The following is a 24,871-nucleotide window of genomic DNA, read 5'->3' as shown; positions in this document are numbered from 1 at the left end:
ATAAAAATTATAGCAAACGTGCTATCAACGCCCCTTCGGCAGGCCCTTCCAGCGGAATGCGCACGCGCAGCGGGCTGCCCGAGGCGAATTGCAGTTCCTCGCCCTCCAGGCCGCGCATCTGCGTGAGCTGCACCAGGCGGTTGCCCTGGGGGTGGATGATCTCCAGCGTGTCGCCCACATTGAAGCGGTTTTTCGTTTCCACCTCGGCCCAGCCGTCCTGCACGGCCTTGACCTCGCCGACGAACTGGCTGCGCCGGGACTCGGAGCTGCCGGTTTCGTAGTTCTGGTAGTCGTTGGCGGGGCGGCGTTCCAGAAAACCGGCGGTGTAACCGCGGTTGGACAGGCCTTCGAGCTCGGTGATGAGCTCGGGGTTGAACGGCCGACCGGCCACGGCGTCGTCGATGGCGCGGCGGTAAATTTGCGCGGTGCGCGAGACGTAGTACTGGCTCTTGGTGCGGCCCTCAATCTTGAGCGAATCGACGCCGATCTGCACCAGGCGCTGCACATGCTCCACGGCGCGCAGGTCCTTGCTGTTCATGATGTAGGTGCCGTGCTCGTCCTCCATGATGGGCATGAGCTGGCCCGGTCGTTCCTTTTCTTCCAGCAGATAGACCTTGTCGGCCAGCGGGTGGCGCTCGCCACCGCCGCACGAGGCGAAGGCGGTGTTGCCTTCCTCCTGCGCCTGGTTGAAGTTGAAGTCGCCCTCCATGCGCGCGGCCATGGCCTCGCCGGTGTTCGGGTCCACGGCGGCTTCTTGCGTGGCGTAGTTCCAGCGGCAGGCGTTGGTGCAGGTGCCCTGGTTGGGGTCGCGCCGGTTGAAGTAGCCCGAGAGCAGGCAGCGGCCCGAGTAGGCGATGCACAGCGCGCCGTGCACGAACACCTCCAGCTCCATGTCCGGGCATTCCTGGCGGATTTTCTCGATCTCGTCCAGGCTCAGTTCACGCGAGAGGATGATGCGCGAGACCCCCGCCTTTTGCCAGAACTTGACCGTGGCGTAGTTGGTGGTGTTGGCCTGCACGGAGAGGTGGATTTCGGTCTCGGGCCATTTTTCCTTGACCATCATGATGAGGCCGGGGTCGGCCATGATGAAGGCGTCGGGCTTGCAGGCGATGACGGGTTCGATGTCGCGCAGGTAGGTGCGCACCTTGTCGTTGTGCGCAATCAGGTTGCTGGTGACGAAGAACTTCTTGCCGCGCGCGTGGGCCTCTTGGATGCCCTGTGCGATCTGCTCCAGGCGGAACTCGTTGTTGCGCGCGCGCAGGCTGTAGCGCGGCTGGCCGGCATACACGGCGTCGGCGCCGAAGTCGTAGGCGGCGCGCATTTTTTCGAGCGAGCCGGCGGGCAGCAGCAGTTCGGGGCTTTTCAGGGTCATGGTGCGTGATTGTCTGTCAGGTGCTCCGGGCCGTGTGCACGGCTGCGTGGGAGCACCCAGCGGCGAAAGGGTCGCTGGATCGGTCGGTCAGTCTTTGGGCCGAAAGCCGATGACCAGCGCCGAGGGCACGCGGCCATCCACGTCGCGCGGCAGGGTTTCGGTCTTCTGAAGGGCGCGCAGCACGGCGTCGTCCCAGGCCTTGTTGCCGCTGGACTGGACCAGCCGGGTACTGGTGATGGTGCCATCGGGCGCGGCGCGCACTTCCACTTCGGCACGCGGGTTGCCCGCCACGGCGTCGGGATAGACGATGTGCGGCTTGACCTTGGCGGCCACCCGGCCGCCGTAGCTGCCTGAGGGGCCGGCGTCGCGCAGGGCCGTGCCGGTGGCGTTCTCTCCGCCTGTGGCGCCCGCCAGGCCTTGCATGCGGCGCATATGTTCCAAGCGCCGGGCCTCAGCCGCCTGGGCATTGGCCTTCTCGATGGCCTCCTGCTTGCGCTTGGCTTCGGCTTCCTTTTGTTTCTTTTCTTCGGCCAGGCGCTTGTCTTTTTCCTGGCGCTCTTTGTCCAGGCGCTCCTTCTCGCGCTGCTTTTCCTTGTCCTTCAGTTCCTGCGCCTTGCGCTCCTGCTCCTTACGCTCTTTTTCCAGGCGTTGGCGCTCCTGCAGTTGCTCGCGTTCTTTGCGCTCCTTCTCCAGGCGCTTCTTTTCCCGCTCAATGGCCAGATCGGCCTCGCGCGTGTCGGGCTCGGCCTGCCGCACAGGGGGTGGTGGCGGAGGGGGCGGCGGGGCGACGACCGGGGGCGGGGGAGGGGTGGGTTCGGGTGGCGGGTCGGCGCGGGGCGCTGCCTGCTGGGGCACGGCGGCCCACAGTTCGGCCTGCACGGCGGGCTGGTCGGTGCTGGTCTTCCAGTGCACGCCCCAGGTCAGGGCCACGATGAGCAGCACATGCGCCAGCACGGCCAGCGCAATCGCACGCAGGCGCGCAGGGGGTGTGGGCGGGGCCAGCTCGTCGCGGTCGTCGTGGGCGTGCATACCGGGTCAGCCGCCTTGCTTGACGGACAGGCCGACGCGCTGGACACCGGCCTTTTGCAGTGCGTCCATGGCCTTCATGACGGTTTCGTAGGACACGCCCTTGTCGGCACTGATGATGACCGGCGGTGTCTCGGCCTGGCCCTTTTGCCATTGGGCGGCCAGGCTGCCCAGCTCCTGGGTGGTCACGGCACGCTCGCTGCCGCCCGTCTTGAGCCGGACACTGCCGTCCTTGAGCACCACCACCTGGCCAAACTCCTTGGGCGGCTTGGCACCCTTGCCCACCTTGGGCACATCGACCACCCCCGGCGTGAGCATGGGCGCGGTCACCATGAAGATGATGAGCAGCACCAGCATCACGTCGATGAAGGGCACCATGTTGATCTCGTTCATCGAACGGCGGCGACTGCCACTGCGGGAGGCCATGGTGGGCATGTAGGGCTCCTTGCGCGGTTCAGTGGCCCGAGGGGCTGTGGGCCGGGTGCGCGCCCAGGTTGCGCTGCAGGATGTTGGAGAACTCCTCGATGAAGGTCTCCTGGTGGATGGCCACGCGGTCGATGTCGCGCGCAAAGCGGTTGTACGCCACCACGGCCGGTATGGCGGCAAACAGGCCGATGGCGGTGGCCACCAGCGCCTCGGCAATACCGGGGGCCACGTTGGCCAAGGTGACCTGCTCCATGCCGGCAAAGCCGGTGAAGGCATGCATGATGCCCCACACCGTGCCGAACAGGCCCACGTAGGGGCTGACCGATGCGACCGAGCCCAGGAAGGACAGGTTCGACTCCACGACATCCATCTCGCGCTGGAAGCTGGCGCGCATGGCGCGGCGTGCGCCGTCGAGCAGGGTGCCGGGGTCGCTGATGCGGCGCTCGCGCAGCTTTTGGTATTCGCGCATGCCGCTGGCAAAAATGCGCTCCATGGGGCCGGCGTTCTTGGCGTTTTGCACGGCGCTGGCGTACAGGTCGTTGAGGCTGGTGCCGGACCAGAACTCACGCTCGAACTCGTCGTTCAGCGAGCGCACGCGCTTGAGGCCAAACAGCTTGCGGAAAATGGCCGCCCAGCTGGCGACCGATACGCACAGCAACAGCAGCATCACGAGTTGAACCACCCAGCTGGCGTGCAGCACCAGGTTCAGGATGGACATGTCTTGGGCATTCATGCAATTCGTTCCAGGATGGTGGCGGGGATGCGGGACGGGCGCATGGTGGCCGCATCCACCCAGCCGATGCGTACCGTCGCTTCGTTCAGCAAGACCGGTTCGCTGGGGTTCATATGCTCTCGATTTAATAGCGCCTGCTGCCCGATTGTCAAGGAGGCGCGGCCTTTTTCCTGCAAATTTGCTGTGACCAAAAGTTGATCGTCCAGACGGGCGGGCTGCAGGTAGCGCAAGCGCACGTCGGTTACGACAAACATGCCGCCCGTTTGTTCCCGCAGAACCTGCTGCGACAGCCCGAAGGAGCGCAGCCATTCGGTGCGCGCGCGCTCGAAGAACCGGAGGTAGTTGGCGTAGAACACGATGCCACCGGCATCGGTGTCCTCCCAGTAGATGCGGATGGGGAGCTGGAATGCCATGGCCACCTTACGCCAACAGGGGTTGGAGGCGTGCCACGGCTTCCTGCAACTGGGCCATGGAGTTGGCGGTGGAAAAACGCACATAGCGCTGCGGGTCGTGCGTGCCAAAGTCACGCCCAGGGGTCACGGCCAGGTGGGCCTGGCGCATGAGGGCATAGGCCAGATCCCAGCTTCCGTTCACGCCGAGGCGCTCGCAGGCGGCGCTGCAATCGGCCCAGGCGTAGAAGGCGCCATCGGGCATCACCGGCACCTGCAGGCCCAGGCTTTGCAGCGCGGGGATGAAGTAATCGCGCCGGGCCTTGAATTCGGCGCGGCGGCGTTCGTATTCGGCCAAGCTCTCGGCCTCGAAGCAGGCCAGCGCTGCGTGTTGCGCGATGGTGCTGGGGCAGATGAACAGGTTTTGCGCCAGGCGCTCGACCACGGGCACCAGTGCTTCGGGCACCACCATCCAGCCCAGGCGCCAGCCGGTCATGTTGAAGTACTTGCTGAAGCTGTTGATGCTGATGATGTGGTCGGCAATGGCCAGCGCCGTATGGCCGAACTGCTCCTCGTACGACAGGCCGAGGTAGATTTCGTCGATCAGCGTGATGCCGCCATGCTCTTGCACCACGCCGTGGATGCGGCGCAGTTCCTCGGGCGCGATCGAGGTGCCTGTGGGGTTGGAAGGTGAGGCCAGCAGCACGCCGCGGGTGCGTTCTGTCCAGGCGGCGCGCACCTTGTCTGCGCTGAGCTGAAAACGCTCCTGCGCGGTGGTGGGGATCAGCACCGCCGTGCCCTCGGCGGCGCTCACGAAATGCCGGTTGCAGGGGTAGCTGGGGTCGGGCATCAAGACCTCGTCGCCCGTGTCGATCAAGGCCAGGCAGGCCAGCTGCAACGCGGCCGAGGCGCCCGCCGTGATGGCGATGCGCCGCGCCGGCACCTGCACGCCAAAGCGCTGTGCGTACCAGTCGCTGATGCGCTCGCGCAGCGGCGCAATGCCCAGCGCCTGGGTGTACTGTGTGGCGCCATCGCGCACTGCCTTGGCTGCAGCCTCCTGCACCAGGGGTGGGGCGGTGAAGTCGGGTTCGCCAATGTTCAGGAAGATCATGGGCGAACTGCTGCTCGCCACTTCGGCCGCCAGGGCCTGGGCGGCCTTGGCGATCTCCATCACATAAAACGGTTCGATGCGCGCAGCGCGGGTGGATGTCTTCATGGCAGGGGCCGCGCCAGCGGCGGCGGAGTCTGGGGTGACGACCAGGGCGCCGGGGGCGAGATGGCGCTTCAGTCAGGCGTGGGGGCGTTACTTGCGGTTGGCGGAATCGGCCTGCACCTCGTCGGGCCGCAGCTTGGGCGCCAGGCTGCCGAGCACGCCGTTGACGTACTTGTGTCCGTCGGTGCCGCCAAACTCCTTGGCCAGTTCGATGCACTCGTTGAGCACCACGCGCCAGGGCACGTCCAGGCAGTGCTGCAGTTCGTACACGCCGATCCACATCACCGCATGTTCGATGGGCGAGACTTCCGCCAGCGTGCGATCCAGCACCGGGGTGATCAGGGCATCCAGGCCCGTCGCGCCTTCAATGCAACCGTGCAGCAGCGCGTCGTAGTGCGCCGCATCGGCCTTGTGAAAGCCCGCCAGGTCGCGCGTGAACAGGTCGATGGCCGTGGCCTCGTTGCGACCCACCAGGTGCTGGTAGAGCGCCTGCAGGGCAAACTCACGTGCACGGGTGCGGTTGGACTTGGCGGCGGCCTTGCGCGCGCCGGTGCTGGTCAGGCCGGTGCGCTTTTGCTTGGGGGCCGGAGTGTCGGGGGTGGCGTTGTGCTCGCTCATGACAGCTCGTCCAGCAGGTTGGCCATTTCCACGGCCACGTAGGCGGCATCGCGGCCTTTCTCGGTCTGGCGTGCGACGGCCTGGTCGAGGTTCTCGGTGGTCAGGATGGCGTTGGCCACGGGCAGGTGGTAGTCCAGCGCGATGCGCGAGACAGCCGCGCCCGACTCGTTGGCCACCAGCTCGAAGTGGTAGGTTTCGCCACGGATGATGCAGCCCAGGGCGATCAGGGCATCGAACTCGTCGCGCTCGGCCAGGGCCTGCAGCGCCACGGGCACTTCCAGCGCGCCGGGCACCAGCACGTGGGTGATATGCTTTTCCTGCACGCCCAGGTCCAGCAGCGCGGCACGGCAGGCCGCCGCCAGGGCGTTGGTGATGCTTTCGTTGAAGCGGGCCTGCACGATACCGATGTGCAGCTTCTTGCCGTCGAGCTTGTCGCCCGTTCCTTTTTCTGCGCCAAACATAGTTATTCCTTCGGGATGTAGCCGGTGATTTCGAGCCCGTAGCCCGCCATGCTGGGCATGCGGCGGGGCTGGCCCATGAGCTGCATCTTGTGCACGCCGCATTCGCGCAGGATCTGCGCGCCTACGCCGTAGGTGCGCAGGTCCATGCGGCCGCGCTCGGGCGCCTGGGCCGCACGGGCCGTGCCTTCAAACTGGGCCAGCAGCTGCGCGGCGCTTTCACCACAGTTGAGCAGCACGGCCACGCCACGGCCCTGGTTGGCGATGTATTGCAGGCTGGTGTCCAGCCCCCAGGAGTGCATGGAGCGGTTGAGCTCCAGCGCGTCGAGCACCGACAGCGGCTCGTGCACGCGCACGGGCACCACATCGTCCTTGCTCCACTGGCCCTTGACCAGGGCCAGGTGCACGGCGCCGCTGGGCTGGTCGCGGAAGGCGTGGGCGGTGAACTCGCCGTAGCTGGTGTGCAGCGTGCGTTGGCCCACTTTTTCCACCAGCGATTCGGTGCGGCTGCGGTACTCGATCAGGTCGGCGATGGTGCCGATCTTGATGCCGTGTTCGGCCGCGAACACCTGCAGGTCAGGCAGGCGCGCCATGGTGCCGTCGTCCTTCATGATCTCGCAGATCACGGCCGCGGGGCTGCAGCCGGCCAGGGCGGCGAGGTCGCAGCCCGCTTCGGTATGGCCTGCGCGCATGAGCACGCCTCCGTCCACCGCCTGCAGCGGGAAGATGTGGCCGGGCTGGACCAGGTCGCTGGGCTGGCTGTCCTTGGCCACGGCCACTTGCACGGTGCGCGCGCGGTCGGCGGCCGAGATGCCGGTGGTCACGCCTTCGGCCGCCTCGATCGAGACGGTGAAGGCGGTGCTGTACACGGTGCCGTTGCGCGCGGCCATGGGGGGCAGCTTGAGAAACTCGCAGCGCTCGCGCGTGAGCGTGAGGCAGATCAGGCCGCGGCCGAAGCGGGCCATGAAGTTGATGGCCTCGGGCGTGACATGGTCGGCGGCCAGAACGAGGTCACCTTCGTTTTCGCGGTCTTCCTCGTCCACGAGGATGACCATGCGCCCGGCGCGCATCTCGGCCACGATGTCATGTACCGGGGAAATGGGGGCGGGGGGGAGGGGGGGCGTCATGCGGGGAGGGCTTTCGTCGGTGGGCCGCAGGGGGACAGGCCGCAGCGCAGGTTCCCCGGTGCTGGCGCGGTGCGGAGGCGGGCTCCGAGAGCGTCCCAAAGAACATGCGATGCGGCGCTGCCGCACGGTGGGCCGCGGCGCTGTGCGCACGCGGGCCAAAGGATGGCATTTTAGTCCAGTGCGGGCCGCAGCGTGCCACGCAAACCCGGCGCGGTGGCGGGGTCAGATGGCCGGAGCCTCGAGCACCACGTCGGATTCGGGGTAGGCCACGCAGGGCAGCACGCAGCCGCTGGCACGCTCCTCGGGGGTGAGGCCCGGCCAGTCCATGGCGTAGCGCACCTGTCCTTGGGCCAGATGGCCGATGCAGGTGCGGCAGGTGCCGTTGCGGCAGGAACTGGGCCAATGGATGCCCCCTTGTTCCATGGAGAGCAACAGGGGCTGCTCGGGCCAGGCGTCGCATTGCAGGCCGTCGGGCTCGACCACGGCGGTGAAAAAGGGCACGGTGGGTGTGTTCATGGGGTCGTATCAGGGGGAGGAGGGCTGGCGGTTCCAGACCAGCAGCAGGTTGTTGGCGGGCAGGGCGTGGCGTGCTGCGAGGTGCAGGCCCGCCGCTGCGGCTACCTGGGCCACGTCTTCCAGTCGGCGGATGCCCCAGGCCGGGTGGCGCTCGCGCAGGCTGGCGTCAAAGTCCCGGTTGCTGGGCGCGGTGGGCACGCCGTTTTCCAGATAGGGGCCGTAGGTGACGAGCCGTCCGTTCGCGGCCAAATGGCGCGCCGCACCCTGCATCAGCCCGGCGCAGCAGGCCCAGGGCGCGATGTGCAGCATGTTGGCGCAGTAGATCAGGTCAAACGGCGTGTCGAACGCGGGCCCCTGGTGTGGCCAGCGGGGTTCCAGCACGTCCAGCAGCACCGGTGGGAGCACGTTGCGCACCCCGGCCTTGGTGCACCAGGCAGCGATCGCTTCGAACTGCGCGTCTTGCGCGTCACTGGGTTGCCAGGTCCAGCCGGGCAGGGCAGCAGCGAACCAGGCCACGTGTTGCCCGGTGCCGCTGGCCACCTCCAGCGCCCGGCCGGTGGACGGCAGCAGGGCGTTCAGCACCTGCAGGATGGGCTGGCGGTTGCGCTCGGCGGCAGGGCTGTACGACGCATTCTGCATAAAAATGGGCTCTAGCGCTTGTGGTGTAAGCGCTGACCGCTATCAATTCAGTAGTAAAAAAGCGCCAAATCGACCTTGCTGCCGGGGCGGCAGAAACAATGCCGTGGGTGCTGCAAAAACAGGCAATGCAGGGAAGCGCATTGAAAATCAATGACTTAGCGCCGTCATACAGCGCTTGTTCAGATTTATCCACAGGATTGTCCAGCGGCAGCCGGGATAAGTGGTGCGCGCGGCGCAATGGCCTGCATAAAAATCGGGCAATCTGCTGTGGGTCCTTACGAATCAAGCACTTGCGTGCCCTATACAAGGCTTGTCCAGAGTTGTCCACACGATTGTCCCGTGCGGGGCGGGATAACCCGAGGGGAGTCAGGCGACGGTGACACCCTTCCAGAACGCCACGCGGCCGCGGATGGCTTCGGCCTCGGGCTTGGGGTCGGCGTAGGTCCAGGCGGCCTCGGGGTTGAGCTCGCCGTCCACCAGCAGCGAGAAGTAGGTGGCCTGGCCTTTCCAGGGACACATGCTCTTGTGGTTGCTGAAGGTGAAGAACTCGCGCTTGAGTGCGCTCTCGGGGAAGTAGTGGTTGCCTTCCACGAGCACGGTGTCGTCGCTCTCGGCGACGACCACGCCGTTCCAGATGGCTTTCATCGGGTGTCTCCCATTACAAGAAAAGGGCTTCGAAACCGCCCTCGGGCAGGAACTGCCGCCCCTGCTGGCGCAGCCTGGTGGGGCCGGGCAGGGCGCGTTTGTGCTCGGCATGCAGCGGATCGCCAGGGTAGGCGATGGTGCGCAGGCCAGCGTCCAGGTGCGCCAGCGGCAGGATGGTGGGCGGGCGCTGGCTTCTTGCGGCGACCACCACGTCCTGCATGCGGGCGTACCTGGCCAGGTGCGCCAGGCTCATGATCTGCGGTGGCGCCAGTTCGATCTGGCCGTCGCGGTATTGCTCCAGTGCGGCGCGCGGCGCCAGCCACACGCTCTCGGTGGCTTCCTCGTTGTCGTGCGCAGCGGTCTGGTCCAGCGGCGCTGGAGCCACGAAAAAGCGCGTGTCAAAGCGCCGGGTGCCCATGGCGGGGGACAGCGGTGTGATCCAGCGCGACCAGGCGGCGAGCCGCTGCGTGGCCAGGCGCAGGCCCAGGTGGGACAGCACCTGCGCCAGGGGCTGCCCCTCGCGCAGCATGGCCCTGGCGCGCGGGGCGTCCAATGGAACGCCCGCCTGCAGGGGCTCGGCCAGCAGCAGACCGCATTCCTCCAGTGCCTCGCGCAGCGCGGCCACGTGCAGGCCCGCCGCCAGGGGCGCAGTCAGATCGGGTTCGCCCAGGTGTGCGTGCAGCGCTTGGGGGGCTTGGTCGAGCGCGGCCAAGCTCTGTGCGTCCGAGTCTTGCGGATCGAGTTTGCCGCCGGGGAAGACGTACAGCCCGCCCATGTCGGTCATTTGGGCATGGCGGCGCTGCAGCAGCACTTCCAGGCCGCCGGGGGCGTCGCGCAGGAGCACCACGGTGGCTGCGTCGCGGGGTGTTTCAGGGACGGGTGTGGTGGTCATGGGCAAGGAAAAGCGCGCGCTGCAGGGTCACCCACTGTACAGGCTTGTATCGCTTTGTAGCGTAAAGTGCTGCGCCGAAGTCGCTTGTGCGACTTCGATCTTCGTTCAAGACACAGGAGTGAAAGCAGCATGGAACTGGATTTCAAGGGCCGCGTGGCCATCGTGACGGGCGCCGGCGGCGGCCTGGGCCGCCAGCATGCGCTGGCGCTGGCCAAGCGCGGCGCCAAGGTGCTGGTCAACGACCTGGGTGGCGCGGTGGATGGTAGCGGCGGCTCGGTGTCGGCGGCGCAGGCGGTGGTGGACGAAATCCGCGCGGCAGGGGGCGAGGCGCTGGCCAACGGCGCGTCGGTGACGGATTTTGCTGCGGTCGAGGCCATGGTGCAACAGGCCATCGACGCCTGGGGCCGCGTGGACATTCTGGTGAACAACGCCGGCATCCTGCGCGACAAGTCGTTCTCCAAGATGGACATGGCGGATTTCCGCCTGGTGGTGGATGTGCACCTCATGGGCGCGGCCAACTGCTGCAAGGCCGTGTGGCCGCACATGGTGGCGCAGCAGTACGGACGCATTCTGATGACCACTTCGTCCACCGGGCTGTATGGCAACTTTGGCCAGGCCAACTATGGCGCTGCCAAGCTGGCCCAGGTGGGCCTGATGCAGACGCTGGCCATCGAAGGGGCCAAGTACCACATCCACGTCAACGCCCTGGCGCCCACGGCGGCCACGCGCATGACCGAATCGCTGTTCCCGCCCCAGATCCTGGACGCGCTGCAGCCCGAGGCCGTGGTGCCCGCCATGCTGGTGCTGGTGCACGAGAGCGCGCCCACGCGCACCATCCTGTGTGCGGGCGGTGGCTCGTTCGAGGCAGCCCACATCACGCTTACCCAGGGCATCCACCTGGGCCTGGGTGATACGGTGCCGGAACAACTGGCGCAGCGCCTGGCGCAGGTGACCGAGCGTGCCGACGAGCAAGTGCCCGCCAGCGGGGCAGCCCAAGGCACGCTGGAAGTGCAAAAGGCGATGGCCGCGAGGGGCTGAGCAGGTGGGGCCATGACCTGCCGCAGCGCGGGTCTGCTCTTGGCGTGATAAGTTCCGGCCCCTGAACTAGAACTGCTGAGCACCATGAACACCTTGCAGGAACGCATCCAGCAGCTTTCTTCCGACCGCCTGGCTGGCATCCGCCGGGGGATCGAGAAAGAAGGTCTGCGCGTGCTGCCCACCGGGGGGCTGGCCCTCACGCCGCACCCTGTGGCGCTGGGCTCGGCCCTCACGCACCCGCACATCACCACCGATTACAGCGAGTCGCAGATCGAGCTCATCACCGGCGCGCACCTGGGGGTGCAGGACTGCCTGGACGAGCTCACCGCCATCCACCAGTACGTGTACCGCGTGCTGCAGCCCCAGGGCGGCGAGATGCTGTGGGTGGCCAGCATGCCCTGCAACCTGCCCACGGACGAGACCATTCCGCTGGCGCGCTACGGCAACTCCAATGTGGGCCGTGCCAAGAGCGTGTACCGCATGGGCCTGGGCCACCGCTACGGGCGGCGCATGCAGACCATTTCGGGCATCCACTACAACTGGTCCTTGCCGGGGGTGACGAACGAAGACTACTTCGGGCTCATCCGCAACTTCCGGCGCCATGCTTTCGTGCTGCTGTACCTGTTTGGTGCATCGCCTGCGCTGTGCCCCTGTTTTGTGGAAGGGCGCACGCACCGCCTGCAGCCGCTGGGTGCTGCTGGGCAGTCCATGTACCTGCCGCACGCCACCTCGCTGCGCATGGGGCGCCTGGGCTACCAGAGCGATGCGCAGGCCTCGCTGGCCGTCAGCTACAACGGCCTGCAGGGCTACGCCGATTCGCTGCACGAGGCGCTGACCCGCCCCTATCCAGCCTACGAAGCCGTGGGCATCCGCAACCCCGGCGGCGACTACAACCAGCTGGCCACCAGCCTGCTGCAGATCGAAAACGAGTTCTACGGCACCATCCGCCCCAAGCGCACCGTGCACACGGGCGAGCGGCCCCTGCATGCGCTGCGCGAGCGCGGAGTGGAATACGTGGAGGTGCGGCTCATGGATCTGGACCCCTTCGTGCCCGTGGGCATCACGGCATCCACCATGCGCCTGCTCGATGTCTTCCTGCTGCACTGCCTGCTGTCGGACAGCCCGCCCGACACCCCGGCCGAGATTGCCGAACTGCGCGCCAACCAGCTTCTGGCCGCAGAGCGTGGGCGTGAAAGCGGCCTGCGCCTGCAGCGCCAGGGGCGCGAGGTGCCGCTGGTGGAGTGGGGCGGCCAGATCCTGGCCGAATGCGAGCCCCTGGCCGCAGCCCTGGACACCACGCACCAGTGCAGCGACTACAGCGCGGCGCTGCGCGACGCGCAGGCATTGCTGGGGCGCCCTGCGGACACGCCGTCGGCCCGCGTGCTGGACAAAATCGAGACCTTGCACGGGCACAGTTTCTCGGCGTTCAGCCTGTCGCAGTCACTGGCGGCGCGTGATGCATTGATGGAGCGGCCCTGGCAGGACGACCAGCAGGCGCAGTTCGAGGCCATGGCCCGGCAGTCGCTGAGCGACCAACAGGCCATCGAAGCGGCGGACAGCCTGCCTTTTGAGGAATGGCGCCAGCGCTACCTGTCGCCAGAAGGCTTGCTGGTTTGAAGATTTGGGCTCTGATGGGTTTGCAGACAGCGCGCAAGAGGCCCGCACTACCGCACTGGACGTTGTGGGTGCGCATGGCGCGGCCGGGTTTTCTGGTGGTCACCGCCATCGGGTGCGTTCTGGGGATGGCGTCTGCCCAGGCTGCTGGAGCATTCACTTCGGCGGCGCTGGCGTGTGTGACAGTGGTGCTGGCGCTCATGCTGCATGCCGCGGCCAACATGTTGAATGACCACGCCGACGCCATCAACGGTGCCGACGCCGCCAATACCCAGGGCCTGTATCCCTTCACTGGCGGCTCGCGCATGGTCCAGACGGGGCAGGTGGATGCGCAGGACATGCACCGTGTGGCATGGATCCTGTTGACCCTGGTGGCCGTGGCGGGTATCTGGCTGGCCGCACGCACCGGCTGGGCCTTGCTGGTGCTGGTGCTGGGGCTGGCTGGCATGGCGCTGGGGTGGGTCTATTCCATGCCGCCGCTGGCATTGATGGCGCGCGGCCTGGGCGAAGTGGCGGTGGGCCTGGCCTGGGGGTTGGTGGTCGTGGGAGCCGACTATGTGCAGCGCGGGCAATTTTCGTTGCAGGCGGCCGCAGTGGCCGCTGGATTCGCGGCCCTGGTGGCCAATATCCTGATCGGCAATGGTTTTCCGGATGCGCCGTCGGACGCGGCGGTCGGGAAACGAACCATGGTGGTGCGGCTCGGAACGCAGCGCGCCGCCTTGGTGTACCTGGGCCTGGCGCTATGGGCCCATGGCGCGCTCGCAGCATGGGTGGCGCTGCATGTGCTGGCACCCACGGCGCTGTGGGGCCTGGCGTCTTTGCCGCTGTCCTTGGTGGCGGTGGCCTTGCTTTGGCGCCACCATGCCCAGCCACAGCGGCTGCGGCTTGCATTGGTGCTGGGCATCGCGGCGGCGTCCGTGCACGGGCTTGTGCTGGCGGCGGGTTTGTGTGCGACACAATAGGCGCCACTTTTTTCCAAAGCAAATTCATGTCCATCCAGTGGTTCCCAGGGCACATGCACCTGACACGCCAGGCCATTGCCGAGCGCGTCAAGAGCATCGATGTCGTGATCGAGGTGCTCGACGCGCGCCTGCCCGGCTCCAGCGCCAACCCGCTGCTGTCCGAGCTCACGGGCCACAAGCCCACGCTCAAAGTGCTCAATAAGCAGGACATTGCCGATCCTGAGCGCACAGCCCTGTGGCTGGCCTGGTACAACGCCCGGCCTGATACGCGTGCCGTGGCGCTCGACGCGCAGGACGCCGCGCCCGCGCGCAAGCTCATCGACGGCTGCCATCAGCTCGCGCCGAACCGGGGCGGCATGGCCAAGCCCATGCGCGTGCTGATCTGCGGCGTGCCCAATGTGGGCAAGTCCACGCTCATCAACACGCTGTCCAACAAGCGCCAGGCCAAGACCGGCGACGAGGCAGGTATCACCAAGCTGGAGCAGCGCATCGTCCTGGCCGATGATTTCTATTTGTGGGACACGCCCGGCATGCTCTGGCCCAAGATCATCGTGGCTGAAAGCGGCTATCACCTGGCCGCCAGCGGCGCGGTGGGCCGCAACGCCTATGACGAGGAACTGGTGGCGCTGGAACTGTTGCGCCGTCTGCAAGGGGCCTATGCGGACCTGCTGGAAGCGCGCTACCGTCTGGGCCTGAGTGCGCAGGCCATTGCGGCGCTGCCTGACCACGAACTACTCGAAGCCATTGGCCGCAAGCGCGGCGCAGTGATGAGCGGTGGGCGGGTGAATCTGCAGAAGGCGGCCGAGCTGGTGCTGACCGACTTTCGCAGTGCAGTGCTGGGCCGCATCACGCTGGAGACCCCGCAGGAGTTTGACGCATGGCTCGCCGTGGGCCAGGCGCAGGAGGCCGAGCGCAAGGCGCGCAAGGAAGAACAAGAGCGCCGCCGCAAGCGTCGCAACAAGGACGATTGAGTTTTTTGTCCCGGCATCCCGTGCAGCATTGCACAGGTTCGCTGCGCGCCAGATGCGCATGGGGTGCCAGGGCCGCCTATCATGCGCTCCAGCAAGTCACTGGAGGAATGGCAATGGCATTCATGCAATGGGCGCGCCGCATGGCGCTGGTGCTGGTGGGTTGTGCGGGGTTGTGGGGCGCAGCCCAGGCGCAGGACATGGCAGGCGCCAAGGACCACCCGGCCGTCAAGCGCTTTGGCGGCAGCAGTATCGTGGGCTACGAGGTGCGCAACTTCGACGCCGTGGAGTTCCAGACCTCCACCTTCAAGGAGTTCGACCTGGGCGCCGGGGTGCGGCGCTACGTGCAGCCGCCGCTGCAGCTCGAAGGCAAGCTGACCCGCTTATGGTACGAAGCGCCTGGCGACACGCGCGCGCTGGAGCTGTACCGCAATTACGTCAATGACCTGACGGCCGGGGGCTTTCAGGCGTTGTACGACTCCACCAAAGACCCTGCCGCAGGCAAGTGGACCAACTTCCTCGCCAGCTTCAGCAGCAGCAAGAAGGACTTCGTCAAGAACGCGCGCTCCGAGTACGTCATGTACGCGGCCGAGGCCAACACCATCCGTACCGGCACGTTCCAGAAGGACAACGTCACCGTGCGCCTGGTCGCTATCGACTGGCCCAAGGAAGACCGCACCTACAAGGCCCGGCAAGGCGCCTACATTGCCGTGGACGTGCTCGAAACCAAGGCCATGCAGCAGAACATGGTGGTCGTGAGCGCCTCGGAAATCGGCAAGTCGCTGATCACACAAGGCAAGGTAGCCATCTACGGCATCTACTTCGACACCGGCAAGGCCGATATCAAGCCCGATTCCAAGCCTTCGCTCGACCAGATTGCCGCCTTCCTGAAAGCCGAGCCTGGCGTCAAGCTGCACGTGGTGGGGCACACCGACAGCGTGGGCGGGTTCGACAGCAACCTCGCTCTGTCACGTCGCCGCGCCGAGGCCGTGGCGGCTGCTTTGGTCAAGGACTATGGTGTGGCGGCCGGGCGCCTGGTGGGCAATGGCGTGGCTTCTCTGGCCCCCGTGGCCAGCAACGCCAGCGAAGAAGGGCGTGCCAAGAACCGACGCGTTGAGCTGGTGTTGCAATAAGCACACTCCGACCGGGCGGCGCGTGGTGCCGCAGGGGGGAAACCGCTAGGATGCGTTGTCTCCATCCCACTCGGGTAGATACCGGTATGCAGCCGTACGCCCCCGCCCCCGACCTTGATGTGCCCGATGTCACTACCCGGCTTCTCGTGCGGGTGGCGGGCTGGGCCGTGCTGGCGATTGGTGGTGCCATCGCCCTCTTGCTGGCATTGGACCCTGTCGGTCAATCGACCAGCCGGATTCTTTTCAACCTGGGTGCGGGCCTGGTGGGTGGTCTGGCCCTGGTGCTGGCGCGCTTGCGGCATTGGCGGCTGGCGGCGCACTTGCTGGTCTGGGGCGTATGGTGCTTTGTGACGCTGGTGACCGTGCGCAATGGCGGGCTGCACGGGCCCAACCTGCTCAATTACCCCGTGCTCATTGTGCTTTCGGGCTGGATGCTGGGTGGGCGGGCTACCGTGGTGCTGGTGGCGATCACCGGCATGCTGTTCGGCCTTTTTTTCTGGGCGGAAGCCCAGGGCTGGATGCCCCAGGTGCCCCGGGGCAGTCGATGGGCCCATGGGGTGTACCTGGCGGGCATTCTGGTGCTCACGGCGGCAGCCACCTTGCTGTCGCGGCGCAACTACATGCAACGGGTGCAGGAGGCGCAGCGTACGGCCCACGAGCTGGCAGCCAGCGAGTCGCAGTTGCGCAAGCTGCTGCGTGCCGTGGAGCAAAGCCCCGAGAGCATTGTCATTACCGACCTGCAAGAGCGCATCGAGTATGTGAACGAGGCCTTTGTGCAGCGCACCGGCTATGTGCGTCAAGAGGTGTTGGGCCATGCAGCGGCCCTGTTTTCCAGCAAGGGCATGGAGGCGGCCCAACGCCAGGGGCTGCGCGAGACACTGGCCAGCGGCAAGGTCTGGGCGGGGGAGCAGACCAACCAGCGCAAGGATGGGGCGCCCTTGGCCGAGTCCGTGGTGGTGGCGCCCATACGCCAGACCGACGGCAGCATCAGCCACTATGTGGAGTACCGGCAGGACATCACCGAGCGCAAGCGTGCCGCGCAGGAAATCCACCGCCTGGCCCGCCATGACGCGCTGACCGGCCTGCCCAACCGCGCCATGCTGGTGGAGCACCTCCACGGGCTGCAGGAGCGCGCCGATGGGTCCCCGGCGACCTTGCACGCCTTGTTGCTGCTGGACCTGGACCGATTCACCGTGTTCAACGACGCGCGCGGCAGCGAGATGGGCGACCGCCTGCTGTGCGCCATGGCGCTGCGCCTGTCGCACCAGCTCCCTGCGGAGGGCATGCTTGTGCGCGTGGCGGGGGATGAATTCGCCTTGGTGCTGCATGGTCTCGGGGACGATGCACCTCTGGCGGGCCGCCGGGCGCTGGCCTTTGCGGACCAGGTGCAGGCGGCGCTGGGCCAGCCCCTGCGCTTGCAGGGCGACGCCGGCCCCATCCAATGGACGGCCAGTGTGGGTATCACGCTCTACCCCCAGGGGCCTGAGGACCAGGCGCACGATGCACTGCGCCGCGCGAGCATGGCATTGCACCGGGCCAAGGCCGTGGGCGGTGGGCAACTGGCCTTTTTCGAACAGGAGATGGGGCAAGCCGCAGAGCAGCGCTTCCAGTTGGAGCGGGAATTGCGCCAGGCCATCGGTGCCGGGGAACTGCGTCTGTTCCTGCAGTCCCAGGTGGACATGCAGGGGCGCACCACCGGGGCCGAGGTGCTGGTGCGCTGGCAGCACCCGCGCGACGGCCTGGTGATGCCGGGCGTGTTCATTGCGGTGGCGGAGTCGTCCGATCTCATCGTCCTGCTGGGGCGCTGGGTGCTGGAGCAGGCCTGCGCCTTGCTGGCCAACCCTGCGTTGGCGCAGCAGCGGGTGCGCCTGTCGGTCAACCTGAGTGCGCGCCAGTTTCGCCAGCCGGGCTTTGTGCAGGAGTTGCGGGCCCTGCTGGAGCGCACGGGCGCCGATCCGGCCTTGCTGACGCTGGAGGTGACCGAGGGCCTGGTGATCGAGGACTTTGACGATGTGGTCGCCAAGATGCGCGAGCTTGCCGCCTTGGGGGTGGAGTTCTCGCTCGACGACTTTGGTACCGGGTACTCGTCGCTGGCCTACCTCAAGCGCCTGCCGATCCAGGAAATCAAGATCGACCGCAGCTTTGTGCGCGATGCCTGCACCAACGCCGACGACGGTGCCCTGGTGGAGGCCATTTTGTCTGTCGCACGCCATTTCGGCCTGCGCGTGGTGGCCGAAGGGGTGGAAACCGAGGAACAGGCCAGCTACCTGAGGGAGCGCTCGTCCGCCATCATCTGCCAGGGCTTCCTGTACTGCCGTCCGCAGCCCCAGGAAGACTGGCTGCAGCGTCTCACGTAGGCATCCACGGCTGGCTGCGCAGCAGCATGTGCCAGTCGTCCAGCCAGTCGGGTTCGGGCATTGCCGGGGCAGCGGCGCCAAGATCCAGCCCGCTGTGCAACTGCAGGGGCTCACCACTCACCGGGTGGGGCAGCTCCAGGCTCCAGGCGTGCAGCCACAGCCGCTGGCGGCCCAGGTGTGCCGCCCACCAGCGGTTCAGCGGCCCCTTGCCGTGCGTGGCATCGCCCAGGATGGGGTGCGCAAGGTGCTTGAGGTGGCGCCGGATCTGGTGCCTGCGGCCGGTGGTGGGCTCGGCCAGTACCAGGCTGGCGCGGGTACTGGCAAAGCGCGCATCGCTGGCCATCGGCAGTTCCAGGCGCGCCAGCCGCTGCAGGCGGGTGTGGGCAGGCTGCGCAGCGGTATCCGGGGGCGCATCGTCCGGGCGCAGGGCGTGGTCCACCTCGGCCAGCGCGGGTGCCCAGCCGCGCACCAGGGCCAGGTAGCGCTTGCGCACCTTGTGGTGCTCGAAAGCCTGTGCCAGTGCGTGCGCTGCCTGGGGGTGCAACGCCATCACCAGCACGCCACAGGTGCCCTTGTCCAGCCGGTGCACCGGATAGACATGCTGGCCCAACTGGTCGCGCAGCGTCTGCACCACGAAACGGGTTTCCCCTGCGTCCAGCCCTGTGCGGTGCACCAGCCAGCCCGGCGGCTTGTACACCGCGACCAGGTGCGCGTCGTGCCAGAGGAGGTGCAGAGCAGTCATGGGGAGTGGGAGGAGAGGCGCGCATTGTGCTCCATGCAGACTGGGGGCCGCGCTGCTAGGATGCCTCCCCAGCGCAATCCTGAGGAGGTATCCGATGTCGGCAGGGGACTGGAAGGACATGTATGCGGCCGCCTTGGCGGGCGATCTGGCGCGGGTGCGGCACCACATTGCCTCGGGCGTCGATCCGAACTACCAGCACCCGGAAGTGATGTGCACGCCCCTGGTCGCGAGCCTGGTGCAGGGCCACGATGCCGTGGCCGACTTTTTGCTGGAGCATGGCGCCAGCCCACACCTGCGCTCGGATTTTGATGGGCTGACCCCTTTGGAGGCGGCGCGCAAGCATGGGCGGGACGTGCTGGTGCAAAAACTCCAGCAATTGGGCGCGCAGGACGCTGCCCCCTCGCTGTGGCGGCGTTGGCTGGGGATTTAGGGCGACACGCAATCAGCGTCGCCGCAGGGCCGTTGGATCGGCGATGGCAAGCGACAATTCGGGCATGAGAACCCTTCTTCCATTGCAACTGCTGGTCGCCCCAGACCGCAACGATCCCGATCCCCTGGTGCTGTACCACGGCAAGGGCTGTCCCGATGGCTTTGCTGCCGCCCTGGCGGCCTGGACGTTTTATGAAGGCCGTGTGCAGTGCCTGGGCCTGGACCATGGCCAGGTGCAGACCGTGGCCGACCTGCCGCCCCTGCAAGGCCGCACGGTCTATGTGCTGGACTTTGCGTTTGCACCCGAACTGCTGCGCGCCATCGAGGCGCAGGCCGCCAAGCTCGTGCTGTTGGACCACCACAAGAGCGCGGCCGACCAGTTGGACGGCTTCACCTGCCGCTGTGGCGTGGTGTTCTTCGACATGCACAAATCCGGAGCACGGCTGGCGTGGGAGTTCTTCCACCCGCAGGCGCCACTGCCGGACCTGGTGCGCTACGTGGAGGACCGCGACCTGTGGAGCTGGCAGTTCCCCGAGAGCGCCGCCTACCTGGCCGCGTTGGACATGGAGCCCCAGGACTTTGCGCGCTGGCAGGAGCTGGCCACTTTCGATGCGGCGCAAAACGCTAGCTTCATGGCGCGCGGCGAGGCCATGGACGAGAAGTTCCGCAAGCTCGCCAGCGACATGGCCGAGGGCGCCCAGCCCCTTCGCTTCAACGGCCAGGAGGGGCTCATGCTCAACGCGCCCAGCGCCTTCCACAGCCTGCTGGGCGAACTGCTCTCAAAGCAGTGCGGCAGCTTTGCCCTGCTGTGGTCGGCCGGGCAGGGCGGCGTGGTCAAGGTGGGTCTGCGCTCGCAGCGTGGCTACGACTGCATCCCGCTGGCGCACAGCATGGGTGGCGGCGGGCACGCGCAGGCCTGCGGGTTCCGCATGCCGGTCAGCCGTTTGCCTGAATTGCTGAGCGGGCGGTTCGAGGCATAGGCCTGCTTGCACCTACTGTTGCCGATGGCGGTATTTCCAGGGCGGCACCGGCTGCGCATCGGCCCACAAGCCTGAGCGCTCTGCGCGGGCCTGGCGCTGCAGGCGGGCCAGGTGCGGGTAGGCCAGCGCACGCGGCGCATAGACCCAGGCCATGCCCGCGCGCACCTGGGCGCTGGCGGCGTCCTTCCCCTGGCATTGCACCCGGGCCACGGTGCGGCCATAGTGGTCGCGGTCCACGGGTTCAATGCGCGCCTGCTGGCGCCAGCACAGGCGGGCCAGTTGCTGGCGCGCACGCTGACCGTAGGGCTGGCTGTGCTCCGGTGCATCGATGGCCGCCACGCGCAAGCGCACCGTCTCGTAGGCGCCTGGGTGACCGCAGCGCGCGGTCACAGAATCGCCGTCGCTGATGGCGACAACCAGGCAGAACAGGGCGGCAGCAGGCATGGAGGGGGATGCTGTAGGGCAGAAAGGCCCGCCACTATAGAGGCAAACGCATGCTGGCCAAGGCTGCCCAATTGGTGGGCAGTGCGGTGCAAGCCAATGCAGGCGCGGTTTTGGCGGCTTGTGCCAGGGCTTATCCACAGGGTGGCCCACAGAGACTGGGTACAAACCCCTGGGGCTCTACAGCACCGTGCCGGGTGCGCGGTGGTGGCTGCTCCTGGGGCGCCGCTGCGCAGACGGACATGGCCCGTGTCGCTGGGTTCTTTCTGCTGCTCGTGATGGTGTGGGATGGCGTGCTGCGGTGTGACAGACTTCAAAGAAAATTAGGCTCTAGCGCTTGATGGATAAGCGCAGATAGCTATAAAAATAATAGCATTTAACGCGCTGGAAGCGGTGCCTGGTGTGGTGAGGGCACCGGGGCGGCAATCCTGTGCAGCCCGGTTCCTATAATGCCCCCCGGCCCGCAGAGGGAGGCGGGCCCCACCATGAATCAGCGCACCCCAGGGCCTGCAGAGCCCGCACAGCAGCCGCCCCGTTTCTGGCACCGGCTCAACACCTTTTTCCTGTTCCCGCTCCAGTCCCAGCCGCTGACCTATGGCGGGCTGCTGGCCCTGTGCAGTCTGTTGATCTATCTGCTGCCCTCCCCCCTGGTGGCGATCGTCACGGAGCTGGGCATTCTGCTGGCGGCATCGCGCTATGGCTTCAAGGTCACCGCGCTGGGTTCGCGCGGCATTTACCGTGCGGAAGACTTCACCAGTCACTACGACGAAGACTGGAAGAACCTGCCCTGGAAGCTGTTCGCCCTGTTGGTGCTGCAATCCATGGCCGCTGGCTGGCTGGGCAGTGTGAAGCCCGTGCTGGGGCAACTGGCGCTGCTGGCCATCAGCTTCCTGCTGCCAGCCAGCCTCATGGTGCTGGTGCAAACGGGCAGCCTGCGCGCCACGCTGAACCCGGCCAACGCCTGGGCTGCGGTGCAGGTGGTCGGCTGGCCCTATGTGCTGCTGTGCTTTTTCCTGTTCCTGCTCAGCGAGGGCTCGGTCCTGGCCATGGCGTTGCTGGCGCCGATTTTTCCCGAGTGGCTGCTGCTGCCCTTGATCAACTGGGTGCTCATTTACTTCAGCTGGGTGATGTGCAGCCTGCTGGGCTACGTGATGTACCAGAACCATGAGGCCTTTGGCATCGACCTGCTGCCGGGGGCCGGTATCGACACGCCTGCGGTAGATCGGCGCACGCCGCAGCAGATTGAACACGATGCGACCGACGCCCTGGTGGCGCAGAAGGTGACCGAAGGCGACCTGGAAGGCGCCTTGGGCATTGCCTACGAACACCAGCGCACCCGCCATGACGAGCTGCCAGCCCAGCGGCGCTACCACCGCATTCTGGCGTTGGCGAACAAGACGCCCAGCCTGCTGGACCATGCGCAGCGCTTTATCCCACTGCTGCTGCGCCTGGGGCAAAACGCCGAGGCACTGCGCGTTTGCCAGACCTGCCGCGCACAGGACGCAAAGTTTGTGCTGGCCGAGGCTGACCACACCCTGGCCCTGGCCCGCACGGCCTGGGGCGTGGGTGACGCAGCGTTGACGCTGGCCTTGCTGGGCGGGTTCGACCGCCGCTTCAAGGGCCACGCCAGCGTGCCCCAGGCCTACGAGCTGGCGGCGCGGGCGCTGCTGCAGGGCATGGGCCGGGCCGACATGGCCCTCAAGGTGCTGGCCACGCTGGAAGCGCGCCACCCCAACGACGCCGCCACGCAAGAGGCGCGCTGGCTGCTGCGCCAGCACCTGCCGCCTGCGCCCAGCACCGCCTAGCGCGCCAGGCCAGGGGTGCGCAGCACCGGGCTGTCCGGCGCCAGCGTGCGCAGTTGCGGCAGCCACGCGGCGGCGCGTTCATGCTGGCCGGCATGCCACTGCGCGGCCACCAGCAGCCCCAGCGTTTCGCCCAGCAGCGGGTGGGTGGGTGCGGTTTGGTGCAGGGCCTTGAACAGGCGCTCGGCGTCGCCCCATTGCTGGGCGCGCGCAAAGCGGCGGGCCAGATGGGCCATCACGTCGGGTTGCAGGCGGGCGCCGGGCCGGGCCTTGTCCAGGTAGGTGCGGAAGGCCGTGTGCTGGAAGGCCAGGGTGTCGGCATCGTGGGCCTGCAGCTGGAAGATGCGGCGCGCCGCGCGGTGAAAGTCCTCGCCCTCAGGCCAGAGCTGCGCGGTACTGAACCAGGCTTCCAGCGTGGGACGGTCCTGCGGGCGCAGTTGGGCGGCGGCGCGCCACTGGGCCAGTGCCTGCTCGAACTTCAGCCCCTGGGCCAATTGGCGTGCCCGCGCCACATGGGCCTGGAAGTCCAGGTCTTCCTGGTGGTCGGTACGGACGGGGGTGATGGGCACCTCCAGCGGCTTGCGCCGCACGGCCATGGTCAGCGCCATCAGGCCCGCGCCGGCGATCAGTCCGCCCAGGTGGGCCATGTAGGCCACACCGCGCCCACCCAGCCAGTGCTGCAGCAGTTCATTGAGCATCCAGGCAGGCAGCAGCAGCAGGGCGGGGGCCGTCACATAGTTGAAGTAGAAGAACAACTGGTAGAAGAAGCGCACCCGCCGCAGCCGGTAGAGCACGGCGTACATGCCCATCAGCGCCGATACCGCGCCCGAAGCGCCCAGTCCATAGCCGCCCATGCCCGCGTAGGCCCAGCCCGCCAGCAAGGACGCGCCGATACCTCCCAGCAGGTAGTACGCCAGGTACGGCCCTCGGCCCAGCGCCAGCTCCACCGAAAACCCAAAGAGGAACAGGAACACCATGTTGCCCAGCAGGTGCCCGGTGCTGCCATGCAGGAAGGTGGCCGTCAGCCAGGTGATGGGGCGCCAGGGTGCGTCCGCGTTGTAGTCTTGCGCCCAGCGCTCGGTGAAGGGAGGAGGTTGCAGCGCTTCGTAGTGCGCGCGGGCCTCCTGCCACTGGGCATGCTGGGGCGCGCTTTGCGGCACCACCAGCCCGGCGTGCAGGCGCTTCTGGAACACGGTTTCGGACTCCATCCAGCGCAGCAAATACTGCCTGGCGCCTGCCTTCTGCAGCTTGTGGGCCTTGGCAGCGTCCTTGTGCCCTGTGTCGTCGAGCCAGGCAATGAACGGGGGGATCTCCAGCGCGGGCAGCGGGCTTTGCAGGTAGTAGGCGGCGGCACGTTCCTGTGCGGCCTCCTCGGTGCGCTGCGGGCCCCAGAACACGGCCATGTTGATGAGGATCAGCAGCACCGTCATCCAGGGCGGATTGCGCCAGGTGGGCCGACTGTCCAGGGGGATGGCATAAAACATCGCGGCATTGTGCCGGGTTGTCGCCTGTGACCCGATCCTGCGTTGTCCGCTTCTGTGGCGATTTTGGGAAAAATATGCCTCTGGCGCTTGATGGATAAGCGCAAGCAGCTATCAAAAAATGAGTGCTTGCCTTGGGTACACTGCGCGGTCAACGCATATCGAAAGGGACGCAAGAACATGCAGACAACAATGACCCGAGCGCAGGGGGTGGGCCGTGCCGCACGCTGGCTGGGGGCGGCCCTGGCGATGGCCGCGATGGTGTGGACGGCGCTGCCGGCGCAGGCCAAGGACGAGACGGGCCTGTGGGGCCAGCGCATGGTGCACAGCGAGGAACTGCCTGCAGAGGCGGTCGCGCGCTTTGTGCGCTTTCACGAAAAGAATGTGCAGACGCCCGCAGAAAGCGCGCGCAAGGTCCCGCCGGTGCTGGCCGATACGGTGGCCTGGACGGGCAAGGAGCTGGACTTCACCACCAAGCAAAGCCCGTACACCCTGGTCATCAAGGTTCAGGGCGTGGCGCTGGCCGACGGTGATGTGGGGGCACGCCTGGTGGGCGGCTGGGTGCTCGACGGCGCCACGCGCACGGGCCTGATGCCCGAGCTGGCGCATTCCAAGGCCAGGGCGGGCCAGGTGCTGGAATTGGTGGGTGCCGCGCTGCCGGTGACGCTGAAGGAAGACCGCAAGATCGCCCCGGCGGTCGAGTTCTCGGGCATGCGCAACCTGCGCATGGACAGCGTGCGCATCGAGGTGTGGTCGGGCATCCGCACCTCCTCGCCGCTGGAGCTGTTCATGTCCTGGGTGCCGCTGGTGCTGGGCGTGGTGTTTCTGGGCTTTGTCTGGTGGGCGCGGCGTCAATAGGCTCAGCACCCG

The 24,871-nt window shown here is 67.0% G+C and carries 26 protein-coding genes; 10 read left to right on the top strand and 16 right to left on the bottom strand.

Annotated elements, in window-relative coordinates; all coding sequences use genetic code 11:
• Positions 1 to 7 precede the first annotated feature (7 nt).
• The 13 genes from trhP to MJ602_RS09605 all read right to left on the bottom strand — a co-directional run bounded on the left by trhP (position 8) and on the right by MJ602_RS09605 (position 10,054).
• Positions 8 to 1,372 (bottom strand): prephenate-dependent tRNA uridine(34) hydroxylase TrhP, encoded by a 1,365-nt coding sequence (gene trhP, locus MJ602_RS09665; RefSeq protein WP_162016767.1) that lies wholly within the window; start codon positions 1,370 to 1,372, stop codon positions 8 to 10.
• 87 nt (positions 1,373 to 1,459) lie between these two features.
• Positions 1,460 to 2,401, bottom strand: a complete 942-nt coding sequence (gene tolA / locus MJ602_RS09660; RefSeq protein WP_243020642.1) for a cell envelope integrity protein TolA — start codon at positions 2,399 to 2,401, stop codon at positions 1,460 to 1,462.
• Between the two features lie 6 nt (positions 2,402 to 2,407).
• Positions 2,408 to 2,833, bottom strand: a complete 426-nt coding sequence (locus tag MJ602_RS09655; protein WP_162016765.1) for an ExbD/TolR family protein — start codon at positions 2,831 to 2,833, stop codon at positions 2,408 to 2,410.
• A 19-nt stretch (positions 2,834 to 2,852) separates the two neighbouring features.
• Entirely contained in the window at positions 2,853 to 3,557 is a 705-nt protein-coding gene (gene tolQ, locus MJ602_RS09650; RefSeq protein ID WP_162016764.1) for a protein TolQ, read from the bottom strand.
• A complete protein-coding gene (gene ybgC, locus MJ602_RS09645) occupies positions 3,554 to 3,970 on the bottom strand; it encodes a tol-pal system-associated acyl-CoA thioesterase (RefSeq protein ID WP_162016763.1) in 417 nt (138 codons plus the stop codon). The genes tolQ and ybgC overlap by 4 nt, the downstream gene beginning before the upstream one ends.
• Before the next feature lie 7 nt (positions 3,971 to 3,977).
• Positions 3,978 to 5,162 (bottom strand): pyridoxal phosphate-dependent aminotransferase, encoded by a 1,185-nt coding sequence (locus tag MJ602_RS09640; RefSeq protein WP_243020641.1) that lies wholly within the window; start codon positions 5,160 to 5,162, stop codon positions 3,978 to 3,980.
• A gap of 87 nt (positions 5,163 to 5,249) precedes the next feature.
• Complete coding sequence (nusB, locus tag MJ602_RS09635; RefSeq protein ID WP_162016761.1) at positions 5,250 to 5,777, bottom strand: transcription antitermination factor NusB; 528 nt, start codon at positions 5,775 to 5,777, stop codon at positions 5,250 to 5,252.
• The gene (ribH, locus tag MJ602_RS09630) at positions 5,774 to 6,238 is read right to left on the bottom strand and encodes a 6,7-dimethyl-8-ribityllumazine synthase (RefSeq protein ID WP_162016760.1); all 465 of its coding nucleotides are present in this window, start codon (positions 6,236 to 6,238) and stop codon (positions 5,774 to 5,776) included. The genes nusB and ribH overlap by 4 nt, the downstream gene beginning before the upstream one ends.
• Before the next feature lie 2 nt (positions 6,239 to 6,240).
• Positions 6,241 to 7,362: a bifunctional 3,4-dihydroxy-2-butanone-4-phosphate synthase/GTP cyclohydrolase II gene (gene ribBA / locus MJ602_RS09625; protein ID WP_243020640.1), complete on the bottom strand. Its 1,122-nt coding sequence runs from the start codon at positions 7,360 to 7,362 to the stop codon at positions 6,241 to 6,243.
• A gap of 222 nt (positions 7,363 to 7,584) precedes the next feature.
• Positions 7,585 to 7,878, bottom strand: coding sequence for a 2Fe-2S iron-sulfur cluster-binding protein (locus tag MJ602_RS09620; protein WP_243020638.1), 294 nt, complete (start codon positions 7,876 to 7,878; stop codon positions 7,585 to 7,587).
• A gap of 9 nt (positions 7,879 to 7,887) precedes the next feature.
• On the bottom strand, positions 7,888 to 8,517 hold the full coding sequence (locus tag MJ602_RS09615; RefSeq protein WP_243020636.1) for a DUF938 domain-containing protein: 630 nt from the start codon (positions 8,515 to 8,517) through the stop codon (positions 7,888 to 7,890).
• Between the two features lie 366 nt (positions 8,518 to 8,883).
• The gene (locus MJ602_RS09610; protein ID WP_162016755.1) at positions 8,884 to 9,162 is read right to left on the bottom strand and encodes a DUF427 domain-containing protein; all 279 of its coding nucleotides are present in this window, start codon (positions 9,160 to 9,162) and stop codon (positions 8,884 to 8,886) included.
• A gap of 13 nt (positions 9,163 to 9,175) precedes the next feature.
• Positions 9,176 to 10,054, bottom strand: a complete 879-nt coding sequence (locus tag MJ602_RS09605) for an NUDIX hydrolase (RefSeq protein WP_243020634.1) — start codon at positions 10,052 to 10,054, stop codon at positions 9,176 to 9,178.
• 129 nt (positions 10,055 to 10,183) lie between these two features.
• Here MJ602_RS09605 and MJ602_RS09600 point away from each other — a divergent pair, with 129 nt between their 5' ends.
• The 6 genes from MJ602_RS09600 (at position 10,184) to MJ602_RS09575 (ending at position 18,126) form a co-directional block, all read left to right on the top strand.
• Positions 10,184 to 11,092, top strand: coding sequence for an SDR family oxidoreductase (locus MJ602_RS09600; protein WP_243020632.1), 909 nt, complete (start codon positions 10,184 to 10,186; stop codon positions 11,090 to 11,092).
• A gap of 84 nt (positions 11,093 to 11,176) precedes the next feature.
• Positions 11,177 to 12,709, top strand: coding sequence for a glutamate--cysteine ligase (gshA, locus tag MJ602_RS09595; RefSeq protein ID WP_243020631.1), 1,533 nt, complete (start codon positions 11,177 to 11,179; stop codon positions 12,707 to 12,709).
• A 14-nt stretch (positions 12,710 to 12,723) separates the two neighbouring features.
• Positions 12,724 to 13,668 (top strand): prenyltransferase, encoded by a 945-nt coding sequence (locus tag MJ602_RS09590; RefSeq protein ID WP_243020629.1) that lies wholly within the window; start codon positions 12,724 to 12,726, stop codon positions 13,666 to 13,668.
• A 26-nt stretch (positions 13,669 to 13,694) separates the two neighbouring features.
• Positions 13,695 to 14,639: a ribosome biogenesis GTPase YlqF gene (ylqF, locus tag MJ602_RS09585; RefSeq protein WP_162016751.1), complete on the top strand. Its 945-nt coding sequence runs from the start codon at positions 13,695 to 13,697 to the stop codon at positions 14,637 to 14,639.
• A gap of 113 nt (positions 14,640 to 14,752) precedes the next feature.
• Positions 14,753 to 15,769, top strand: coding sequence for an OmpA family protein (locus MJ602_RS09580; protein WP_243020627.1), 1,017 nt, complete (start codon positions 14,753 to 14,755; stop codon positions 15,767 to 15,769).
• Positions 15,770 to 15,855: 86 nt separating this feature from the next.
• Positions 15,856 to 18,126, top strand: a complete 2,271-nt coding sequence (locus MJ602_RS09575; protein ID WP_243020626.1) for a putative bifunctional diguanylate cyclase/phosphodiesterase — start codon at positions 15,856 to 15,858, stop codon at positions 18,124 to 18,126.
• Here the strand turns inward: MJ602_RS09575 and MJ602_RS09570 are convergent.
• Positions 18,119 to 18,868 (bottom strand): pseudouridine synthase, encoded by a 750-nt coding sequence (locus MJ602_RS09570; RefSeq protein WP_243020624.1) that lies wholly within the window; start codon positions 18,866 to 18,868, stop codon positions 18,119 to 18,121. The two genes, MJ602_RS09575 and MJ602_RS09570, sit on opposite strands and share 8 nt — an antisense overlap.
• A gap of 94 nt (positions 18,869 to 18,962) precedes the next feature.
• Here MJ602_RS09570 and MJ602_RS09565 point away from each other — a divergent pair, with 94 nt between their 5' ends.
• Together MJ602_RS09565 and MJ602_RS09560 are read left to right on the top strand one after the other, a co-directional pair.
• Entirely contained in the window at positions 18,963 to 19,298 is a 336-nt protein-coding gene (locus MJ602_RS09565; protein WP_243020622.1) for an ankyrin repeat domain-containing protein, read from the top strand.
• Between the two features lie 64 nt (positions 19,299 to 19,362).
• Positions 19,363 to 20,277 (top strand): DHH family phosphoesterase, encoded by a 915-nt coding sequence (locus tag MJ602_RS09560; RefSeq protein ID WP_243020621.1) that lies wholly within the window; start codon positions 19,363 to 19,365, stop codon positions 20,275 to 20,277.
• 12 nt (positions 20,278 to 20,289) lie between these two features.
• Here the strand turns inward: MJ602_RS09560 and MJ602_RS09555 are convergent, their stop codons facing one another.
• Complete coding sequence (locus MJ602_RS09555) at positions 20,290 to 20,721, bottom strand: thermonuclease family protein (RefSeq protein ID WP_243020620.1); 432 nt, start codon at positions 20,719 to 20,721, stop codon at positions 20,290 to 20,292.
• Positions 20,722 to 21,203: 482 nt separating this feature from the next.
• Here MJ602_RS09555 and MJ602_RS09550 point away from each other — a divergent pair, with 482 nt between their 5' ends.
• On the top strand, positions 21,204 to 22,523 hold the full coding sequence (locus MJ602_RS09550) for a tetratricopeptide repeat protein (protein ID WP_243020618.1): 1,320 nt from the start codon (positions 21,204 to 21,206) through the stop codon (positions 22,521 to 22,523).
• On the opposite strand, the gene MJ602_RS09545 is transcribed toward MJ602_RS09550, so the two are convergent.
• Positions 22,520 to 24,004, bottom strand: a complete 1,485-nt coding sequence (locus tag MJ602_RS09545) for a rhomboid family protein (protein ID WP_243020616.1) — start codon at positions 24,002 to 24,004, stop codon at positions 22,520 to 22,522. The genes MJ602_RS09550 and MJ602_RS09545 overlap by 4 nt on opposite strands.
• Before the next feature lie 189 nt (positions 24,005 to 24,193).
• Here MJ602_RS09545 and MJ602_RS09540 point away from each other — a divergent pair, with 189 nt between their 5' ends.
• Positions 24,194 to 24,859, top strand: a complete 666-nt coding sequence (locus MJ602_RS09540) for a hypothetical protein (RefSeq protein WP_162016743.1) — start codon at positions 24,194 to 24,196, stop codon at positions 24,857 to 24,859.
• The last annotated feature ends 12 nt before the right edge of the window (positions 24,860 to 24,871 follow it).

The organism is Simplicispira sedimenti (genome assembly GCF_022760965.1).
Lineage (GTDB): Bacteria > Pseudomonadota > Gammaproteobacteria > Burkholderiales > Burkholderiaceae_C > Simplicispira > Simplicispira sedimenti.
This window is presented reverse-complemented; position numbering and strand designations above follow the sequence as displayed.

Bases quoted from the DNA above. Each gene is read 5' to 3' on its own strand.
- MJ602_RS09555 (WP_243020620.1), bottom strand. From the start codon at position 20,721: ATGCCTGCTGCCGCCCTGTTCTGCCTGGTTGTCGCCATCAGCGACGGC.
- MJ602_RS09620 (WP_243020638.1), bottom strand. From the start codon at position 7,878: ATGAACACACCCACCGTGCCCTTTTTCACCGCCGTGGTCGAGCCCGAC.
- MJ602_RS09550 (WP_243020618.1), top strand. From the start codon at position 21,204: ATGAATCAGCGCACCCCAGGGCCTGCAGAGCCCGCACAGCAGCCGCCC.
- MJ602_RS09610 (WP_162016755.1), bottom strand. From the start codon at position 9,162: ATGAAAGCCATCTGGAACGGCGTGGTCGTCGCCGAGAGCGACGACACC.
- gshA (WP_243020631.1), top strand. From the start codon at position 11,177: ATGAACACCTTGCAGGAACGCATCCAGCAGCTTTCTTCCGACCGCCTG.
- MJ602_RS09575 (WP_243020626.1), top strand. From the start codon at position 15,856: ATGCAGCCGTACGCCCCCGCCCCCGACCTTGATGTGCCCGATGTCACT.
- MJ602_RS09605 (WP_243020634.1), bottom strand. From the start codon at position 10,054: ATGACCACCACACCCGTCCCTGAAACACCCCGCGACGCAGCCACCGTG.
- tolA (WP_243020642.1), bottom strand. From the start codon at position 2,401: ATGCACGCCCACGACGACCGCGACGAGCTGGCCCCGCCCACACCCCCT.
- ribH (WP_162016760.1), bottom strand. From the start codon at position 6,238: ATGTTTGGCGCAGAAAAAGGAACGGGCGACAAGCTCGACGGCAAGAAG.
- MJ602_RS09580 (WP_243020627.1), top strand. From the start codon at position 14,753: ATGGCATTCATGCAATGGGCGCGCCGCATGGCGCTGGTGCTGGTGGGT.
- MJ602_RS09545 (WP_243020616.1), bottom strand. From the start codon at position 24,004: ATGTTTTATGCCATCCCCCTGGACAGTCGGCCCACCTGGCGCAATCCG.
- ylqF (WP_162016751.1), top strand. From the start codon at position 13,695: ATGTCCATCCAGTGGTTCCCAGGGCACATGCACCTGACACGCCAGGCC.
- tolQ (WP_162016764.1), bottom strand. From the start codon at position 3,557: ATGAATGCCCAAGACATGTCCATCCTGAACCTGGTGCTGCACGCCAGC.
- MJ602_RS09590 (WP_243020629.1), top strand. From the start codon at position 12,724: ATGGGTTTGCAGACAGCGCGCAAGAGGCCCGCACTACCGCACTGGACG.
- nusB (WP_162016761.1), bottom strand. From the start codon at position 5,777: ATGAGCGAGCACAACGCCACCCCCGACACTCCGGCCCCCAAGCAAAAG.
- MJ602_RS09640 (WP_243020641.1), bottom strand. From the start codon at position 5,162: ATGAAGACATCCACCCGCGCTGCGCGCATCGAACCGTTTTATGTGATG.
- ybgC (WP_162016763.1), bottom strand. From the start codon at position 3,970: ATGGCATTCCAGCTCCCCATCCGCATCTACTGGGAGGACACCGATGCC.
- MJ602_RS09560 (WP_243020621.1), top strand. From the start codon at position 19,363: ATGAGAACCCTTCTTCCATTGCAACTGCTGGTCGCCCCAGACCGCAAC.
- MJ602_RS09540 (WP_162016743.1), top strand. From the start codon at position 24,194: ATGACCCGAGCGCAGGGGGTGGGCCGTGCCGCACGCTGGCTGGGGGCG.
- MJ602_RS09655 (WP_162016765.1), bottom strand. From the start codon at position 2,833: ATGCCCACCATGGCCTCCCGCAGTGGCAGTCGCCGCCGTTCGATGAAC.
- MJ602_RS09615 (WP_243020636.1), bottom strand. From the start codon at position 8,517: ATGCAGAATGCGTCGTACAGCCCTGCCGCCGAGCGCAACCGCCAGCCC.
- ribBA (WP_243020640.1), bottom strand. From the start codon at position 7,362: ATGACGCCCCCCCTCCCCCCCGCCCCCATTTCCCCGGTACATGACATC.
- trhP (WP_162016767.1), bottom strand. From the start codon at position 1,372: ATGACCCTGAAAAGCCCCGAACTGCTGCTGCCCGCCGGCTCGCTCGAA.
- MJ602_RS09570 (WP_243020624.1), bottom strand. From the start codon at position 18,868: ATGACTGCTCTGCACCTCCTCTGGCACGACGCGCACCTGGTCGCGGTG.
- MJ602_RS09565 (WP_243020622.1), top strand. From the start codon at position 18,963: ATGTCGGCAGGGGACTGGAAGGACATGTATGCGGCCGCCTTGGCGGGC.
- MJ602_RS09600 (WP_243020632.1), top strand. From the start codon at position 10,184: ATGGAACTGGATTTCAAGGGCCGCGTGGCCATCGTGACGGGCGCCGGC.